Source organism: Herbaspirillum sp. ST 5-3 (assembly GCF_004804275.1).
Classification (GTDB): domain Bacteria; phylum Pseudomonadota; class Gammaproteobacteria; order Burkholderiales; family Burkholderiaceae_D; genus Noviherbaspirillum.
Genome location: NZ_STGI01000020.1, coordinates 1 through 18,307, shown reverse-complemented (window position 1 = coordinate 18,307; position 18,307 = coordinate 1). Strand labels below are relative to the sequence as shown.

At 57.5% G+C, this 18,307-nt stretch carries 8 protein-coding genes and 1 pseudogene; 5 read left to right on the top strand and 4 right to left on the bottom strand.

Going from position 1 to position 18,307, the window contains the following annotated elements; translation table 11 throughout:
* Positions 1–35 precede the first annotated feature (35 nt).
* Positions 36–5,675: an AAA family ATPase gene (locus E6W33_RS25270; protein ID WP_136420157.1), complete on the bottom strand. Its 5,640-nt coding sequence runs from the start codon at positions 5,673–5,675 to the stop codon at positions 36–38.
* 399 nt (positions 5,676–6,074) lie between these two features.
* Here E6W33_RS25270 and E6W33_RS25265 point away from each other — a divergent pair, with 399 nt between their 5' ends.
* Complete coding sequence (locus E6W33_RS25265; protein WP_136420156.1) at positions 6,075–11,141, top strand: diguanylate cyclase; 5,067 nt, start codon at positions 6,075–6,077, stop codon at positions 11,139–11,141.
* A 119-nt stretch (positions 11,142–11,260) separates the two neighbouring features.
* Here E6W33_RS25265 and E6W33_RS25260 read toward each other — a convergent pair whose 3' ends face one another.
* Together E6W33_RS25260 and E6W33_RS25255 are read right to left on the bottom strand one after the other, a co-directional pair.
* Positions 11,261–12,346 (bottom strand): M14 family metallopeptidase, encoded by a 1,086-nt coding sequence (locus E6W33_RS25260; RefSeq protein ID WP_136420155.1) that lies wholly within the window; start codon positions 12,344–12,346, stop codon positions 11,261–11,263.
* Positions 12,343–13,662, bottom strand: coding sequence for an MFS transporter (locus E6W33_RS25255; protein WP_136420154.1), 1,320 nt, complete (start codon positions 13,660–13,662; stop codon positions 12,343–12,345). The genes E6W33_RS25260 and E6W33_RS25255 overlap by 4 nt, the downstream gene beginning before the upstream one ends.
* 366 nt (positions 13,663–14,028) lie before the next feature.
* Here E6W33_RS25255 and E6W33_RS25250 point away from each other — a divergent pair, with 366 nt between their 5' ends.
* The 4 genes and pseudogenes from E6W33_RS25250 to E6W33_RS25235 all read left to right on the top strand — a co-directional run bounded on the left by E6W33_RS25250 (position 14,029) and on the right by E6W33_RS25235 (position 17,762).
* Entirely contained in the window at positions 14,029–15,084 is a 1,056-nt protein-coding gene (locus E6W33_RS25250) for a helix-turn-helix domain-containing protein (RefSeq protein ID WP_136420153.1), read from the top strand.
* A gap of 410 nt (positions 15,085–15,494) precedes the next feature.
* Positions 15,495–15,888, top strand: a pseudogene (locus E6W33_RS25245) (group II intron maturase-specific domain-containing protein); the annotation flags it as partial.
* A gap of 146 nt (positions 15,889–16,034) precedes the next feature.
* Positions 16,035–17,258 (top strand): hypothetical protein, encoded by a 1,224-nt coding sequence (locus E6W33_RS25240; RefSeq protein ID WP_136420152.1) that lies wholly within the window; start codon positions 16,035–16,037, stop codon positions 17,256–17,258.
* Between the two features lie 15 nt (positions 17,259–17,273).
* On the top strand, positions 17,274–17,762 hold the full coding sequence (locus E6W33_RS25235; protein ID WP_136420151.1) for a hypothetical protein: 489 nt from the start codon (positions 17,274–17,276) through the stop codon (positions 17,760–17,762).
* Positions 17,763–18,113: 351 nt separating this feature from the next.
* On the opposite strand, the gene E6W33_RS27345 is transcribed toward E6W33_RS25235, so the two are convergent.
* Positions 18,114–18,307 (bottom strand): hypothetical protein (locus E6W33_RS27345; protein ID WP_211097427.1); only part of this gene is annotated, 194 nt, incomplete at its 5' end.

Here is an 18,307-nt window from a genome sequence, read left to right as displayed (position 1 = left end):
GGTGTGCGAACGTCTGCAGACCTCACTGAGCGAACTCAAGGCAGGCCGGGCTCGATGGCCAGCATATCGGAGGACTGTGGACTGACGTGCAAGAGCTGCTCAAGCGCTTCGCGCAATGCGGTGGCCTGAATCGGCTTGTGCAGCACGGGCAAGCCGCTCGCCAGGGTTTCCCGGATCAACTCGGGTGTGGTATCGCCGGTAATAAGCAAGGCCGGGATGGGCTCATTGAATTCCACATGCAAGGCTTGCACGACATGCAGTCCGGTTTCCCCGTCGAGCAGGCGGTAATCGCAAATCATGCCATCCGGTATTTTTCGGATCGAGCCCAGTTGTTGCAGGGCGTCTTGACCGGAAGTGGCGGTGAGCACGATGCATCCCCATTGCTGCAGCAGCACCCGCATAGCGTCGAGAATCGTTTTTTCATCATCCACGACCAGGACGAATTTGTCGGCGAGCTCGGCCTGTGCTCGCAAGGGCACGGCACTTTGCGCCAGCGTCTTTCCCGGGCGCGCTGCCTGCGGCAGATCGATGGAAAACATCGAGCCTTGTCCCGGCTTCGATACCAGGGTCAGCGGCGTTGATAACAGCCGCGCTAGGCGCCGCACGATGGCCAGTCCCAGGCCGAGGCCGTTGGCGCGGTCGCGTCCGCGATTGCCGGCCTGGTAAAACTCGTCGAACACCGCGCGTTGCTCGTCGGGCGCAATGCCGATGCCGGTATCATAGACTGCCAGGCGCAATCGCCGGCCTTGACGACGACAGCCGACCAGGACCGTGCCGCGCTCGGTATAGCGCACCGCATTGGTCACAAAGTTGCGCAAGATGCGTTCGACCAGGCTGCGATCGCTATGGACGAATGCGGTACACGGGGCCACGCGCAAACACAGCCCCTTGGCCCGTGCCTGCGGCTCGAATTCGACCCGGATGCGTGCCAGCAGTGATGCGATCGGAAAGACTTCCTGGTGCGGTTGCACCACCCGGGCATCCAGGCGGGAAATGTCCAGCAGCGCCAGGAACATGTCGTTCAGGATTTGTGCGCATTGCCGCACGTCGGCCAGCAAGGGGCGCACGGGTTCGGGCAAGTCATAATTGACAAAGGCACCCAGATAGAGGTTCAGCGCATGCATCGGCTGCCGCAAATCGTGACTGGCCACAGCGAGAAACCGCGTCAGCTCCATCGTGCGGGCGACGACCCGTTCTTCCATGTACGCATACAGGCGGGCATTTTCAATCGAAATCGCAGTTTGCGATGCCAGAAGCTGCAAGACTTGCAGGCGATGCTCGGCAAATGCGCCGGTGACCGCATTGTTTTCCAGGTACAGCAATCCAGTCAGCTCGCGCTGATGCAGAATCGGCAGCATCAGCAATGAGCGTGGATGCCGCGTTTGCACATACGTATCCTGTGCGACCAGTTTCGCCTGGGTGGCGTCGTCGATTACCACGCTTTGTCTTGTGTTGGTCACGTATCGCACCAGCGACAAGGGCAGCAGTTGTGCGGCGCGCGTCGATTCGTCCACCAGCACCGATTGCAATACTGTCGCTTGCGCCTCTTCGTCGGTCTGTGAGGCCTCCAGGAACCAGCGTTCATCCTTTTTGAGCAACACCATCCCGCGCTGCGCTCCGGCGTTTTCAATCACCACCTGCATCAAGCGCTTCAACAGGTTTTCCAGTACGATTTCCTGCGACAAGGCTTGCGACGCTTTCGTGATGGCGGCAAAATCCAGCATGCCTGCGGTGCCGGCATGGCTGACTGACGTTCCGCGGCTCGCCGGTACCATCTGCGCGTCAATCGCATCCGGCATGCGGAGCCAGCGCGGATAACGCTGGGCCAGATCGTTAACCTTGGCCAGGGCGCCCCAACGGAGGTAGCTCTGCTGCGCTTGCTTCAGGTAAACCCGCGCCAGCGTTTCCTGGCCGCGCTCCAGATAGAATTCTCCCGCCAGTTCTTGCGCCAGCGCTTCTTCCTGCATATATCCGTTGTCTGCGGCGAGCCGGATCGCTTGCTCATAACAGTCGATCGCTTTCAGTGGCTCACCGCGATGCCGCGCCAGTTCCGCTTCCACCAGCATCCACTTGTTCCGGAAATTTTCAGGCCCATGTTTGGCCCAATGCTGCAGTTTTTTTTGATTCTTCTTCACGCGTCGCAGCACGCCGATCCGATTCATGCCTCTGGTTTTTCCCAGTAATGCCAGATGCGCGAGCGAGTCATAGAAGTAAAACTGGCTGCACCCAAACGAACCCAGCAAGGATTTCACATACCTCGCGGCGGTGACTGCCTGCGCGTGCGCTTCCCGAAAGCGCCGGAACAGATAAAACAGGAAAAGCCGGCAGGACGCCAGCCTGAACATCAGAATCTGATCGTCGGTCATCCGTTGCGCTTCCTGCAATTGATGCGCATCGTAGATTGTCCCTTGCAGAAGGGTCGGGTCAGGGTGGTCGCCCCTTAGATTCTGCACAAGCTGCCACTGGCATTTATGCGCATTGAGGTGGGATGCCCGTTGTGTCAGCGCTGTGACGTAATCGGCGAATTCCTTTTCCACTTCCTCCAATTCATTCCCGCAATGGAAGGAGATGTAACACAATAGCGCCGCCGCATTCGCGGCGTATTCCATGTCGCCCGAGGCCATGGCGGTGAGATAGCTTTGCCGTAAGCCGTCCACGCTCTTACGCAGTGGATATTTCCATGGTTGAATGTACCCATGGACCAGACATAAGGTCGGACTCCGTTGGATCGCCATTTCAGGTCGTTCCTGCAGTCGCAATGCCAGTTCGCCGAAGCGTATGCTCTGCTTGATGTCACCAACGATGCCACGCAGGATCATGCCACCATAGCCGGCACAATTGGTTGCCGCTCCCGGTCCATGTCCATACTGCAGTGACAAGTCAATCGCCTTGCACAAAAGGAGCGGGAAATACATTGGCATCGTGAAGTATGCCGCGACCCCGATCTTGTGCAGGAGATTGCTGACGGCCAGCATATGCGGATCGGTCATGGTCGGCAAACTTGCCAGCTGCTCCATGCTCTTGCCGCGCAGCGCCCATTGGGTCTTGATCACGGAGGCGATTACATGCCATCGGGCAGGACGACCGGGAAAGGACACGCCCAGCAAATCGAGCGCTTGCAGCCCCTGAGCCACGGCTTCCTGTGGCCGGCCTTCCGCGAGGTGGGCCTGAATCCGGATTTCATAGGCTTTGGCCTGATCCAGCACATCGTGTGCATGCAGCAGAACCAGGGCGAGGTAGCACTCCATTTGTTCAAACCCGGCGCAAAGATACGCTACTTCCGCCGCTTCCAGGTGCAGCGCCAGCATCAGGTCGTAGTGCGTTTCCCAGTCTTCGCAGGACACCAGTTCGAGCGCAACTTGCGCGTATCCCAGCGCCGGCTTGTATGCTGCCGATGCTTTCGCGCGGCGCGCTGCGTCGAGATTCAGGCGGGCCAGGTTCTGGCGCTGCAGCGCGTCGGCGATCAGGTGGCGGCCCAGGTTGAAATGATTGACCCACTCGAACAGGCGCGCTTGCTGTTCTGCCGGCGGCAGTGACTGCAGCCAGAGCCGGCCGATGGCCAGGTGCATTGCAGGCTTGTCGGCCGCGCTGCCCAGCAGGTACGCCGCCTGCTGTATCCGGTCGTGCCGAAATCGGTAGGTGGCCACCAGGTCGGGCCCGCTTCCCTGACCGGACTGGCCCACATACTGGTAGCGATCTTCCAACGGTACGACCAGTTCTTCGCGCAATGCGTCCCACAGCAATTCGCCGGTGCTGGCTTCGGAACGTTCGCAGATCAGGGCCAGCATGCGCAGATCGAACGCTCCGCCCAGACAGGCCGCCGCTTGCAGCACCTGCTGCGTGGGCAGCGGCAGCTTGTGCAGCTTGGCCACCATCAATTCCACAATGTTGTCGGTGATGCCGGCCTGCTCGATGCGATTGATCTCCCATTGCCAGTGCCCCTGGGTGGCGTCAAAGCGCACCATGCCGTCCTCGGCCAGAATCCGCAGGAACTGCTTGAGAAAGAAGGGGTTGCCCTGCGTCTTGTCAACGCACAGGCGTGCCAGCCTGTCGACCGTTGCCGTATCGGCGCGCAGCGTATCGCGCAGCAATTGGTGCACATCGTCCTGGGCCAGCGGCGCCAGTGTGACGCTGCTCAGCGAGGCGCCTTGCTGCGCTATCTCTTTCAAGATTGCCGATAGCGGATGGTCGGGCGTGACTTCATTGTCACGATAGGCGCCGATCAGCAGGACATGCGGCAGTGCCGGCGCACGCAGCAGCAAGGACATCAACTGCAACGAGGGCAGATCGGCCCATTGCAAATCGTCGAGAAACAGGACGAGCGGATGTCCGAGCGCGGCAAATACCCCGACGAACTTTCGGAATTCATGGTTGAAGCGGTTTTGCGCCTGGTCCGGCGGCAATTTCGGTACCGCCGGTTGCGGCCCGATCAGCAGGCCCACATCAGGAATGACATCGATGATCACCTGGCCATTCTTGCCCAAAGCCTGCAGTAACTCGGCACGCCATTGCATGACCGCGTTCTCGTCTTCGGTCAACAACTGGCGCACCAGTTCCGTCAGCGCCTGCACCAGCGCGACATAGGGAATGGCGCGTTTGAGCTGGTCGAATTTGCCTTCGATGAAATAGCCGCGGCGCTCGGTGATCGGCTTCTGGATTTCATGCACCAGGGCCGATTTTCCTATGCCTGAATAGCCGGTCACGAGCAGCAGTTCCGATGGACCGTGACGAGCCCGTTCAAAGGCCGCCAGCAGCGTTGCGACCTGATGTTCACGGCCATACAGTTTTTGCGAAATCTGCAAACGCTCGGAGACATCGCTGCTGCCCAGCGTAAAGACAGGAATATTGTCGGCGTCGTCCAGCGTGCGCAGACAGGTCTGCAAATCTGCCATCAGGCCCGCCACACTCTGATATCGCTCCTCCGCCGTCTTGCCCATCAATTTGCCGATGATGGCAGACAGCATGGCGGGAATGCCTGGCCGGATGCGCTCGACCGGCACCGGCTGGCGCGCGATGTGCGCATGCACCAGTTCAAGCGCATCGTCGCCGGAAAACGGCAACTGGCCCGTCAATAATTCATAGAACGTGACACCCAGGCTATAAAAATCGGTGCGGTAATCAACGGCACGGTTCATGCGGCCGGTCTGTTCGGGGGACAGGTATGGCAGGGTGCCTTCGATCCATTCCGGATGCCGGGTTTCCGGCAGCTCGCGCGACAGGGCCGTTGCCAGGCCCAGATCGATCAGCTTGACTTCGCCGGTGTGACGATTCCAGATGAAATTGGAAGGATTGACATCCTTGTGCATGACCTGCTGCTGATGCAGTTGCCCCAGGCATCGCGTCATGCGTATGGCCAGTTGCAGCCAGGCGGAGAGCGGCAGGGCGCCGGCGATCGGCAGGCGATCCAGCGAGGTGCCGCCGATGTCTTGCAGGACCATCGCCTGCACGCCGCGATACGACTCGAAATGGTATGCGGTGATGACGCCTTGCAGTTGCAGCCGATGGGTAAGCGAGTATTCCTGTCGAAAGCGTGCACGCCTCTGTGCCGATGCCTCCTTGTCATTCAGGATCTTCAGGATCACCGGCAAGCCGTCCTGTCGGCTGCCACGCCATACTTGGGAATGGCGGCTTTCGTACAGCAATTCCCCAAGGTCGTACCCCGGCATCTCCAACATGGTGGCTTACGCTCCCCACTTAAATAAGGCGGCTTTGCCTGCAGATTGATCGTCGCGATGATTTGTCGATCGACCTTGCGCATCTCTAATTCTGCTGCGATGCAGCACGCATCCTGTCAGCGGCACGTGCCATGGCAACGATAGCAGAATAGCATCTGCAACGTCATCCATATGCTGACGGGTGTGGCGAATGGGGCACGAACAGGGCAAGAACGGCAGGCGAATCGGTTGATCGCCAGGTCGAGTTCATGCCCGCCGAAAGCTCGTACAAGTGGGCTGCGATGTATAAATGTTTTGCTAGTGTTTGTCCGTCATTCCGGCTATGCTTTTTCTGTCTTAATTGGCAGGCAAGGAGGCGCTTCCTCCGTGCATACTCCCCATCTGACAAGGTGACCGCTCATGATTAACGTGCCTGGCTACCGCGCCGATGAACAGCTGTATGAGAGTCGGCAATCGCGCATTTATCGTGGACATCGACTGCTGGATGGCGTGCCGGTGGTGTTCAAACTCATGAATGACGAGCTGCCGTCGCCTGAGAAGCGTGCCCGGTTCAGACAAGAGTTTCACCTGATGCGCAAGCTGCAATCGGATGGCATCGCGAGCGCCTACAGCCTGGAATCCCATCAAGGGATCCAGGTGATGATCGTGGAAGATTTTGGCGGCACCTCACTCGACAAGTTGTCCATCGCTGCCGCCATGCCGCTCGGCGAATGGCTGGCCCTGGCAATCCGCATTACCGGCTGCCTGGAAAAACTGCATCAGCAGCGGATCATGCACAAGGACATCAACCCGTCCAACATTGTGTGGAATCGTCAGACCGGCCAGGTCAAACTGATCGACCTGGGGATTTCCACGGAGCTGACACGCGAGATCCCTGAAATCCGCAATCCAGACTACCTGGAAGGCACATTGCCGTACCTGTCTCCCGAACAGACCGGCCGCATGAACCGCGCGCTGGATTACCGCACCGATTTTTATAGCCTGGGCGTCACGTTCTATGAATTATTGACGGGCCAATTGCCATTTTCCGGCGACGATGCGCTCGAACTGGTGCACGCGCATATCGCCAGGCAGCCTGTCCCGGCACACCAGATCAATCCGCGGATACCGTCGGTGCTGTCGGCGATCATCGGCAAGCTGATGGAAAAGACGGCGGAGGCGCGCTACCAGAGTGCGGCTGGCTTGAAAGCCGACTTGCAATGGTGTCTGGATACGCTGGACGCGAAGAGCAATATCCCGGAGTTTGCGTTAGGCAGAAGCGATTTCTCCGATCGCCTGCAGATCCCGCAAAAACTCTATGGCCGCGATACGCAAATCGCCACGCTCATGCAGGCATTTGAGCGCGCGAGCAATGGACCCGCTGAATTGCTGCTGGTGAGCGGTTACTCGGGAATCGGGAAGTCTGCGCTAGTGCACGAGGTCCAAAAGCCGATTACGCAGCGCCGCGGCTATTTCATCGAAGGCAAATTCGATCAGTTCAAAAAAGATATTCCTTATGCGGCATTGACGCAGGCGTTTGAAGAATTGATTCGTCATCTGCTGACCGAAGGCGATGCCGAGATCCAGCGCTGGAAGGACAAGCTGTTACTGGCCTTGGGTAATAACGCGCAAGTGATTATTCAAGTCATTCCGAATGTGGAATTGATCGTTGGCGCACAGCCTGCGGTTGTCGACCTTCCGCCTGAACAGGCACACAATCGCTTCAATCAGGAATTCCGGAAATTTGTCAGCGTATTTGCATCGATGGAGCATCCGCTCGTCGTTTTCCTGGACGACTTGCAATGGGCGGACTTGCCCACCTTGCAGGTGATGTCCTTGCTGCTGCGTTCGCCGGCCACTCCGCATTTGTTATTGATCGGCGCCTATCGCGATAACGAGATCACGCCAGTCCATCCGTTGCCACTGATTTTGCAGGAAATGGAAAAGAATGGCGCGGCGATACGAACCATCACGCTGCAGCCCCTCCAGCTTGACGAAGTGAAGCGACTGTTGTGCGACGCCCTGCATGTCAATTCCGACGGGGTCGAATCGCTGGCCCAGATCTGCTTGAGCAAAACCCAGGGCAATCCATTCTTTTTGAACCAGTTTCTGGGATTGCTGGTCGATCGGCAGATGCTGCGCGGCGATGTGATGAAGGGTTGCTGGCAATGGGATATCGCTGCGATTCAACACGCGGACATCACGGACAATATCGTCGAGCTGCTGGTGGCGAAGTTGCAAAAACTATCGGCCGCCACGCGACAGGTGCTGCAGGGCGCAGCTTGCCTGGGCAACCAGTTTGACTTGAGGACTCTGGCCATCGTCTGCGCCATGGCCGAAGCCGACGCCGCCAGTCTCTTATGGGATGCTCTGGCGGAAGAACTGATTGTGCCTCTGGATGATTACTACAAGTATGTGCGCCAGTCCGACACTGAAGTGGAACGGGACCTGATTCCCGCGTACCGGTTCCAGCATGACCGCGTACAGCAGGCGGCCTATTCGCTCGGCAGCGCAAACGAAAAGACGGCGATCCATCTGACTATCGGCAGACTGTGGCTCAAGTCGCTTTCTGCGGCCGAACAGCATGGCCGGTTATTCGATCTGGTCAATCATTTCAACCTCGGGCGTGCGCTCATCACGGACGACACGGAGCGGGAGCGTCTGGCGCGTCTCAATCTGGATGCGGCGCGCCGGGCCAAGACGTCCGCCGCGTATAAACCGGCGCTCGCATATCTGCAAACGGCCATGGAACTCATGTCCGATCCGGCGTGGCAGCGAGACTATGAGCTGCAGCTTCCGCTTCATCTGGACGCCGCGGAAGCCGCCTATTTCTCTGCCGATTTTGCACTAATGGAGCGCTATCTCGCAATCGTCCTGGAGCGGGCACGCGATGTGCTGGATCTGGCCAAGGCCTATGAAATCCGGATTCAGGCGTACATCTCCGAAGACAGATTTCACGATGCCGTGATGCAGGGGCTGGAGATACTCCATCAGTTGGGCATGCCGTTTCCCAAACAGGCGACGCGGCTTCACATCGTGACCAATCTGATCAAAACCAGAATGGCGCTGAGCAGGAGGGAGATCGAATCTCTGACGCAGTTGCCGGACATGACCGATCCGCACATTCTCGCCGCCAGCAATATCCTGCTCAAGGTCATCATGGCCGCTTATTATGGAATGCCGACGCACTTTTTCCTCTTTCTGTGCAAGACGATCCGCCTGGCGCTCAGATTTGGTCATAGCCCGGTATCGTCGATGAATTTTGCCGGCTACGGCATGGTGCTCAGCGGTGCGTTGGGAGATGTCGAACAGGGCGCAAAGTTCAGCGAGCTGGCCTTGCAATTGCGGAAGCGCTCTACGGCAGTGGTAAGCAAGATCCGTACGATGCTGATGGTGTATAGCAGCCTCGAAGCATGGACGAAGCCGCTGCATACAACCCTGGATCCATTGCGGCAGATCCACCTCGATGGCATGGTGGCGGGTGACCTGGAAACCGCCGCGAACGCGGCCACCTTGTACTGCATTTACGCGCTCTTTTGCGGCCATGAATTGACACAACTCGAAAAAGAAACCGCTGCATATTGCGGTGCCATCGAGTTATTGCAGCGGCCATCGATTTTCAAGAATCAGAAAATTCTATGGCAGTTTCAACAGAACCTGATAGGGAAATCCCAGGATCCGGCCATCCTGCAAGGCGAGGTGTGCGACGAACAGCAATTACAAGAAATTGAACTGATGGTCGATGACCATTTTCTGACGAGTACGCTGTGTTTCTTTCGCTGTCTGTCCTTGTATTTCTTTCGCCGTCCCCGCGAAGCCCTCGCGGCCATTGAGATCAATGGAAAGTATGTGGATCGCCTCGTTGGCAATTATGGGGCCAGCCAGCACTATTTCTATGATTCCCTGGTGCGCCTGGAGGTGCTGGGCGATGCGTCCTTCGCCGAGCGTGTCGGCCATCTGCGCAAGATCAGGAAAAATCAGAAAAAGATGCAACACTGGGCCAGGCATAATCCGAAGAACTTTCTGAACAAATGGATCCTGGTTGAAGCCAGGCTGGCACAGCACGCGCGCAAGCCGTTGAAAGCAATGCGGCATTTTGAACAAGCGATCCGGCTTGCAAGAGAAAACGGGTTCTTGCAGGAAGAGGCGCTTGCAAAAGAACTGGCCGGAGAATTTCACCTTCGTCTTGGACAGGACGCGCTGGCTCAGTTCTATCTGCGGGAAGCGCAGCAGAGCTATCACCGCTGGGGGGCGCTCGCCAAGGTGGCCGACCTTGTCAAGCGTTACCCGCAATGGTTGCACGAGCCGAGCGCCGCTCAGGCAATCGCGACGCTCACCAATCCGACAATGTCCACCACCAACAGCGAAATCAGTTCATCGGGCATTCTGGATTTTGCGACAGCGATGAAAGCATCGCAGGCATTGTCGCAAGAAATCGTCCTGGAGCGGCTGCTGAAGCGCCTGCTGCAAGTCGTTATTGAAAGTGCCGGCGCACAACGAGGCATCTTGTTGCTGAAGAAGGACGATCGCTGGTTCCTGGAGGCCGAGCAGGGAGACGGCGACACCGCGGCCACTGTGCTGCAATCGATATGCCTGGACGAATCGAGCCGGGACGAGATACCGCTGCCCTTGTCCCTCGTGCATTACGTGGAGCGCACCAGGGAAAGCCTCGTTGTCCACGAGGCGACGCAAGAGAAACTGTTGGCCAATGATCCCTACGTTCAACGACATGCGCTGCGTTCTTTATTGTGCCTCCCGATTTTGAATCATCGGGAAATGACCGGCATGTTGTACCTGGAAAATAATGCAGTGTCTGGCGCCTTCACCGTAAACCGTCTGGAAGTGCTGCAGCTGCTCGCATCGCAGGCCGCAATCTCGATTGAAAATGCACGGCTGTACGCTGACATGGAGGGTCGCGTAACTGCGCGCACCGCCGAATTGAAAGTCATGTCGCAGCGCGACGGGCTGACCGGCGTGGCGAATCGCAAGGCCTTCGACGAGCGGATGCAGGAAGAATTCAATCGCGTGCAACGCAGTGGCCAATCCTTGTCGCTGCTGATCATCGATATCGATCATTTCAAACAGGTCAATGACTCGTATGGCCACCTGGTTGGCGATGAATGCTTGAGACGGATGGGAAACGTTCTGGCGGGCGTAAGTCGGCGCGCCAGCGACTTCGTCGCGCGTTATGGCGGGGAAGAGTTTGTCTTTATCCTGCCCGATACGGATTTATCCGGCGCGGTTTTATTCGCAGAGCGTGCCTTGTGTGCGGTGAGGGGGATCGATCTCGAAGTGGACCAGATTCACCATCCCATTACGGCCAGCATTGGCGTGGCGACCGCAAGCGGAAAATCGACCACGGATGTCGCCGGGTTGATCGCCAAGGCGGACCGTTGCCTGTATGCGGCCAAACGAGCCGGCAGAAATTGCATCGTTCACGTAGATCCGATGAGTATCCCGTCCGCGGAAATGTTCAGTGAAGAATAAGCAGAAATCGCCTGATCGCGGGGGGGCACGAGAGTTCTTCAGTCGATTGATTGCGCGCGCCAGAGTGAGGAGCGGCGATTGCCTCGAACACGGAGAGTGCCCGCCCTGACAGCAAATTATTAGCGCGCTGCCAGGCCTTGGATGGCCTGAACGGCTGCGTCCTGCGCCTGCTCCACCACACGCCTCTTCCAGTGCTCGTTATCCACATAAAACGCATCCCGAATCTGGCGCTTGATCTGGATGCGCTGTTCTTCCGGTGCGTCAGGATGATTCTCAAGCCACTGCTCTGCTCGCAAGGCTTCCATTACCTTGCGCATTCGCAGCGTGCCGTATTCCATCGTAATGCCGGTGTATTCCGCATGCGGGCATTCGTCGTATATGGCCGACCACATTTTTCCGGATACCGCCGCTGAGATCGAGCTGCCGTCATGGGTGGATGTTACATGCGGCCCCCACCAGGTACGCGCACGCTGCAATGCAGCTGCTTCATTACGGCAGGCGAAAATTCGCTCGCCCACGCCGCTTGGGCCAAGTCCGCTGTGCAAGTCGATCCATGCAATTTTTTTTCGTGGCTGCCCATACTCGCGCAGCACCGAGCGCAGCGCTTTGTTACTCCATGTAGCGCTGTTCCCACCAAAGAACAAGCCCTGCGGCTGACTATGCTGGCCACCCGAAATAACCGCCTGGGTCGTCCGAATTCCCTTTCTGGCGGTAAAACCCCAGATTGCCAACTTGTTTGCCAGCGAGGGCGGCCATTGTTGCGGCACCAATAGCGACGCGATCTGGTCATATGCCGGGTTTTCCGGCAATGGTTTCGAGAAGTCGTGAAAATTGCGGTTCAAATCGACGTTTTCATGGGTTGTACGCCGACACCATGAGAATCCGTACGGGTTAATCGCATGGATATACAGCACGGCCACATTCGCATTGCGCGCTGCCTCCGTCCATGCCGAATCGCTCAACAACGCACTCTGGATGCCCGAGCCGCAGTATCCTTCCACGCCGTGGCATGCGCTGGAGATGATCAGCAGATACGGCGCATCTTTGGCGCCACTGAGAACGACGTCCATTGCCAATGCTTCTCCGTCCCGGCCGCGCAGAGGATGCATGAATGAATTGACCTCAAGCTTTAATGCTGCAACCAGTGAAAGAAACCTGGAGCGAGCCTCGGCATAGCTCTGAGAGAAATGTCGGTTGTAATTCATGCTTCATATCCCGGCTTGCCATAACCGACGCGGACCTCGCCAAGGCCGACGCGCTGACCATGTCGACGCTGCCCGGACAAGGAGACAAAACGCATGCCGATCAGCCCGACGATCGCGATACCCAACAAATAGTAGACCGGCCCATACAAAGCCTGGGTCGTCGACCTGAACCAGGCAAGCGTAAGCGGCGCGAGGCCGCCGAACAGCATGACCGCAAAGTTATACGCCAGCGACAATCCCGTCGAGCGCACGCCAACCGGAAAGATCTCGACCGCCTGCGCGGCCGCTGGACCCACCACGAATGCAAACGCAAAAGCACAGCCGAGCTGCAAATGCAGCAGTGATGCGAAGGTGTGCAATTCGATGAATCTTGCGTACAAGACGGGATAGATCACGGCAATGGCCAGCAAGCCGCCGGCAATCACCCGGGTCCGCTGGACGCGGTCAGAGATCCAGCCGGCGAAAGGGACAAGGATCATCATCAGACAGGAAGCGAGCATCACGGTGAGATAAGCATTAGCCTGTGGTATTCCCATTTCCATGATTGCCACGCTGGGGAGATAGACGGTATTGACATAGTTCGGTGCCGCCAGGGCGGCAACCAGACAAAAGGAAGCAAAGAGCTCGCCGCGATATAAAGTGACGACATCGCGGAACGGGGTAGACGGAAGATGGCCGGTACGCTTGATCTCGGCGCGGAATTCGGGCGACTCGACAAGGCGACGCCGCAGGTATACCCCAACCGGGCCGACGAGGGCACCGAGGAGAAACGGCACCCGCCATCCCCAGCTCATCAAGGCACTCTCTGAAAGAAGTTTGGTAATCAGGACGACCGCCAGCGCCGCAAGGACGGTTGCAAAGATCTGCGAAACCATCTGCAAGGAACCATACAAGCCGCGTTTGCTTGATGGGGCGAACTCGATCAGGGTAGCGGTTGCATTGGCAAATTCGCCGCCTGCGGAAAATCCCTGGATCATGCGCGCCAACACCAGCGTGATGGGCGCTGCGATGCCGATCGCCGCGTAAGTGGGCAGAAGCGCGATAGTCAGCGTGCCGGCAGCCATCAGCCCAAAGATGAGGGTGAGCGCCTTCTTGCGTCCGTAACGATCCGCATAAATTCCGAACACCAGTCCGCCGAGCGGACGGACGCCAAAGGATATGCCAAAGGTCGCAAATCCCAGCAGGGCTGACGTTGCCGGATTATCAGCGGGAAAATACAGTTTGGCGATCGTCGCACTGAGCAGGCCGTACACCACATAGTCGAACCATTCCAGCGCATTTCCGAGGGTGGATGCGATGGTGGCGCGACGGCGCATTGATGCATGGTCCGGAGGCAAAGCATTAGCATCTGCTCCGGCCCGGATGAGATCTGGGCTACCGACACAGTCGTTTGACATGATTCCTTGTCTCCTTGATGGATTTCGCTTCTTTTGAATTCAGGGAGCCGTCGCGTCAGCACATGGTTTTGACACACGGACCTGATAAATTTGTGGTGAAGAGTCTAGTGCCTTACTGATACCTTGCAAGGATCCGATACCGACATTAGGGGAGCCGATTTGGTCATCGAGCCGCCATCACAACATTGCAAAGAAGCTTGCAGCACGGAATGGAACCAATATCATCGTCGTGTCACTAAGGCAGACGGCCATGCAAGTCCGTTTTCGCCACTCAGAAAAATCAACATGAGCGCACGCATTGATCTGTTGTACAGTTCGGACTGCTTGTCGGGCGCCTTGCTCAATACGATCGATGTGCTGCGCGCTGCAAACACGATATGGCGCCTGCGCAATCCCAATGAGCGGAATTTGCCGCTTTACTGGCGCATCATCGATGGCAATGGCAATCAACTGCCCTTGCCGCCATGGTTGGCCGATACCCTGGTTTCGCCTGGGCCGATGCCGGATCTTCCGGCAGAAAGAACCGCACTCTTCGTGCCGGGGTTATGGACGCACAGCACCCACCACCTGACGCAGTTGCTCGGTAATGCAAAAGCGGAATCGGCGCTGATTGCGGCCCGTCATGCGGCCGGCGCCGTGCTGGCCGCCAGCTATACCGGCCCGGCCGTTCTTGCCCATGCAGGGGTGCTCGACGGGCGTCATGCCACGGTCACGTGGTTGATCGCCGGCTGGTTTGGGCGAACCTTTCCCAAGGTGCGGCTCATGATGGACCGGCCCATCACTGCCGACGGCAACATATACTGTGCGGGCGCTCCTGCTTCCCATACTTCGCTGGTCCTGGCCTTGATACAACACTTCGTCGGCGATGAAGTGGCGCAAACCTGCGCCAACGTAATGCAGTATGAACCGATCCGGTTCCAGCAGGCAGGGCTGATATCCGGCGAGCTGTCGAAACATACACGTGACGGCGTGGTCTACAAGGCGAAACAATGGCTGGAACAACATGTGACTGAATCCTACAGCCTGAATGCGACGGCACAAGCCGCGGCAGTAAGCCCTCGTACGTTGTTGCGCTATTTCAGAGAGGTGGTCGGCATGACGCCGCTGGACTATTTGCACAGACTGCGGATCGAGCGAGCCAAGCAGTTATTGGAAGTCACTCTATTTGATTTGCGGCGAATCATCGAGATGTGCGGGTACCAGGATCCGTGCGCGTTTCGTCGCTTGTTTCGTCGCGAAACAGGCATTTCTCCAAGCGAATATCGGCGCGCTTATGCGGTCCGATCAACCCGCCGCTGGTGGCGCGCCGACGATACGCCGCATTCCGCAGCCACCGACTGACAAAGATTCGCCTCACTTCTTGACTCGCCGGTTTCAAGACTACATTCATAGCCTCACGACGCCCGGTGAGGGACGGGTGGCGCCGGCCTCGGTAGTGGCCCCTCATTAACGGCTCGGCTGTCCGCGAAACTCCTGGCGGTGGAAGAGCGTAGGGCGTGCACAGCGTACCCTACTCCCAAGGGGGCTTGCGAACTACAGCTTCGATAGGAGCGGTTCAGCCGTATTTGCTTTCCGCTCCGCTTTCTCCAAGATCTGCTTCTGATTCTCGCGCTGCGCATCGATCGGCTGACTAAACCTGCGATCCAACGCAGTAGTCAGTGCAGTGGTATCGATCTCGCCTTCGCGCATTGAGCGATAATCAATTTCCTCGCGTGGCATTGCCGACCTTGACCGGGCAGGTCAGCGAGGCGAAGCGGAAAGTAGCGGAAAAGCCGCTGGCGACATTCATGCAGCGTATCCGCGAACTGACGAGCCGATCCTGCGGACGCAGCATGCCGCAGACCGTCGCGAAGCTGCGTTCCTACATGCTGGACTGGAAAGGGTACTTCCGACTGGCACAAACGCCCAAGGTATGGCGGACACTCGATGAATGGTTGTGTCACCAGCTGCGGGCGATCCAGTTCAAGCACTGGAAACGCGGTACCGATCATGTATCGGGCGCTGCTGAAACTGGGAGCGCCGGACGCGGTGGCGAAACAAGTGGCGGTCAACAGCCGCCGCTGGTGGCGCAATAGTGACCGGCTCCTGAAAAGCGTGCTCACGATTGCGTACTTCGACCGCTTGGGAGTGCCTCGCCTGTCTTGACCTCAACTTCTCGAACCGCCCGGTGCGGACCCGCGTGCCGGGTGGTGTGGCAGGGGCGTAGCCTGATGGCTACCCCTATGCCGATCAGCGGGGACTTTGCGAGGACTTGTAGCTCCGAGGAATTCCCTCAATAGAAAATAAACGTAATGAGTGGGAACCAAAAGAAGAAAATTTCCACTCAGTGGCTGAATCGGAAACTCACGACGCCTAAACCCTATTTTGGAGTAGATATGATCCCCATCGGACAACCTTTGGCTCCTCAGTTTCACCCCGGCGATCCAGACGGCCAGGGATTAACTACGGCTGCGACTACTCAGGCGCCGGTGCAGGAACAGGAGGGGGAGCAGCAGGTAGTGCTGTTGGAAATGACGGAACAGGAGCTGGCGGAGCTGCGGGAGCGAGATCCGGCGCTGGTGGCGCAGCTGGAGGTGGCGCAGAGAGAGGCGCTGGCGCGGAATCCGGACCTGGCGCAGGCGATGGCGCAGGAGGAACCTGGGGCGAATCGTTGGGCCTTCAGTCCGGCGGCCTCTGCAAGCGCGAGGGCGACGGGTACCTCTCTTTTGTTAATGCTCGTTCCCATTGTGAAGAATGCGACCGGTTCATACGCTCTTGCTTATGGCGGGGCGGCCTTCGCAGGGCAGAGCGTGGGCGCTGTTCTCAGCAAGATACTGCCGAAAGGCAGCCAGGAGTACACGGTAGCCGCTGAAGATGCCGGAAGGCTGAGACAAGCCAAGCTTTTTATATCGCTAGGGGCCTATATGGCGTCTCTTTCGGCCGGCAAAGAGCTACCTAAGTTTATGTCCGGCGGTCCGTTAATCGGGACGGCGCTCACGATATCGTTGTTCGTTGGACAGTTGATTCAACATGGGCCATTTAAGTGGCAGCAGTTCATGGGGCGCGAAGTCTCGGCGCGTGATCTGACACGCCCGGGCACCGTGGCAACAGCAGTGAACCTAGGGATGGCCGCCATTATTGGGACGGGTGCTGGGGGGATGGTTGACGGTTCAAATGCAATCATGGCAGCAGCGCCCAACTCCACTTTTGACGGAGAAGCCGGCGTAGCATTTAGCTATGGAACGCTCTTTACTGCCGTAGCGACGTTTACTACTGCGATGACTTACTTGCCGCCTTTACTTCAGAAGCTTCTAAGTCCAAAGCCCGCCGCCCCCGCAGAGAACAATGCTCCTGCCGATCCTTCTGTAAATAATCAAAACGTTGACGGGGCGGCCGACGGTGAAGATCTAGAAGCAGCACCAGGCGGAGTGCAACCTCCTGCTGACTTGCCCCCTGCTCACGCCGAGACTCAGCAGGGCGGAACTCGGGAAAGCGATAGCGCCGGCCAGCGTCGCGGAGATCTATCAATCGTTTAAGCTCAAGGAAGAAGCATGCAAAACGACACGATCATCGACACGGAGTTGGTGGAACAAATTACTCAGCCGCCGGAGCGTTTTCTGGCCGTGTTACAAGACTTCTGCCGTCTGGTCAGGTTGAACTTTGACGAAGTTTTGGCAGCCGGCGAGGTGGTACTAGGCGATGTGCGTATCGGCTTCATGCATTTTGGTGCGCTCAATCCAACCTGCATGAGGCTTATCGTTGAAATAAATCTGCCGTCATCAGAGCGAAATGAAAAGGTCTTTCTTCAGCTATTACAGGCAAATGCAGTGCTGCCTGTAGAAGGTCTCGCGTTTGCTTCGTTCCCGGAATCGGACCGGCTTGCGTTCGTGCAGACGCTGCCGCTTGATGAGCAACGTGGCCTGAACGGCCAACAACTGCATGAAAAAATCCTGGCTTTGGTCGAGATGTCACGAACGGGGCATGAGATCGTCGAAAAATCATTTGGTCAGGCGGTATTTTCCGGCTTCAATAAAGTCTGATTCAGCTGGGTGGCGATGCAATCAACGGTGATTGCATCGTCATCGGCGATCTACACATCGCGGACGACACTGACGGCGGGAATAGCCGACGAAATGGATTTTATTGAGCCGGCATCTGCGTCCTTGAAAAGTTGAATGCGTCAGTACATTCCAACGCGGCTCACATCATTGGCGGATTCAAGTACACGCATCCCAGCTCAATAATAGAAGATCAAAAATATAAACGGCTAGCCAGTCTTCATTTAATCGATATGGACTAGAGCAATTTGCGCTTCGATGTAGAGTGCGCTCCGCGCACCGGCATCCTTGCTACGGTATCGGTGCGCAAAGCGGCGGAGAAAATAATTATGTTTAGAGCGATGCGCAGTTTGTGTTGCTACAACGCGAATGCTGCGCAGCCTCCTCTTCAAGAGGAAAATACGCCATCCGTGCCGTCGCCTGTTCCTTCCATACATCATGCCGCCGTAGTGAAGTAGCCCCCTGAATCTCCGGACCATTGGTATTCCTTAAAATTACGACTAGGAATACTTCTATGGATATGCCTA

Excerpts from the sequence above, each read along its gene's own strand:
- E6W33_RS25270 (WP_136420157.1), bottom strand. The coding sequence starts at position 5,675 with ATGTTGGAGATGCCGGGGTACGACCTTGGGGAATTGCTGTACGAAAGC.
- E6W33_RS25265 (WP_136420156.1), top strand. The coding sequence starts at position 6,075 with ATGATTAACGTGCCTGGCTACCGCGCCGATGAACAGCTGTATGAGAGT.
- E6W33_RS25260 (WP_136420155.1), bottom strand. The coding sequence starts at position 12,346 with ATGAATTACAACCGACATTTCTCTCAGAGCTATGCCGAGGCTCGCTCC.
- E6W33_RS25255 (WP_136420154.1), bottom strand. The coding sequence starts at position 13,662 with ATGCGCCGTCGCGCCACCATCGCATCCACCCTCGGAAATGCGCTGGAA.
- E6W33_RS25250 (WP_136420153.1), top strand. The coding sequence starts at position 14,029 with ATGAGCGCACGCATTGATCTGTTGTACAGTTCGGACTGCTTGTCGGGC.
- E6W33_RS25240 (WP_136420152.1), top strand. The coding sequence starts at position 16,035 with ATGAGTGGGAACCAAAAGAAGAAAATTTCCACTCAGTGGCTGAATCGG.
- E6W33_RS25235 (WP_136420151.1), top strand. The coding sequence starts at position 17,274 with ATGCAAAACGACACGATCATCGACACGGAGTTGGTGGAACAAATTACT.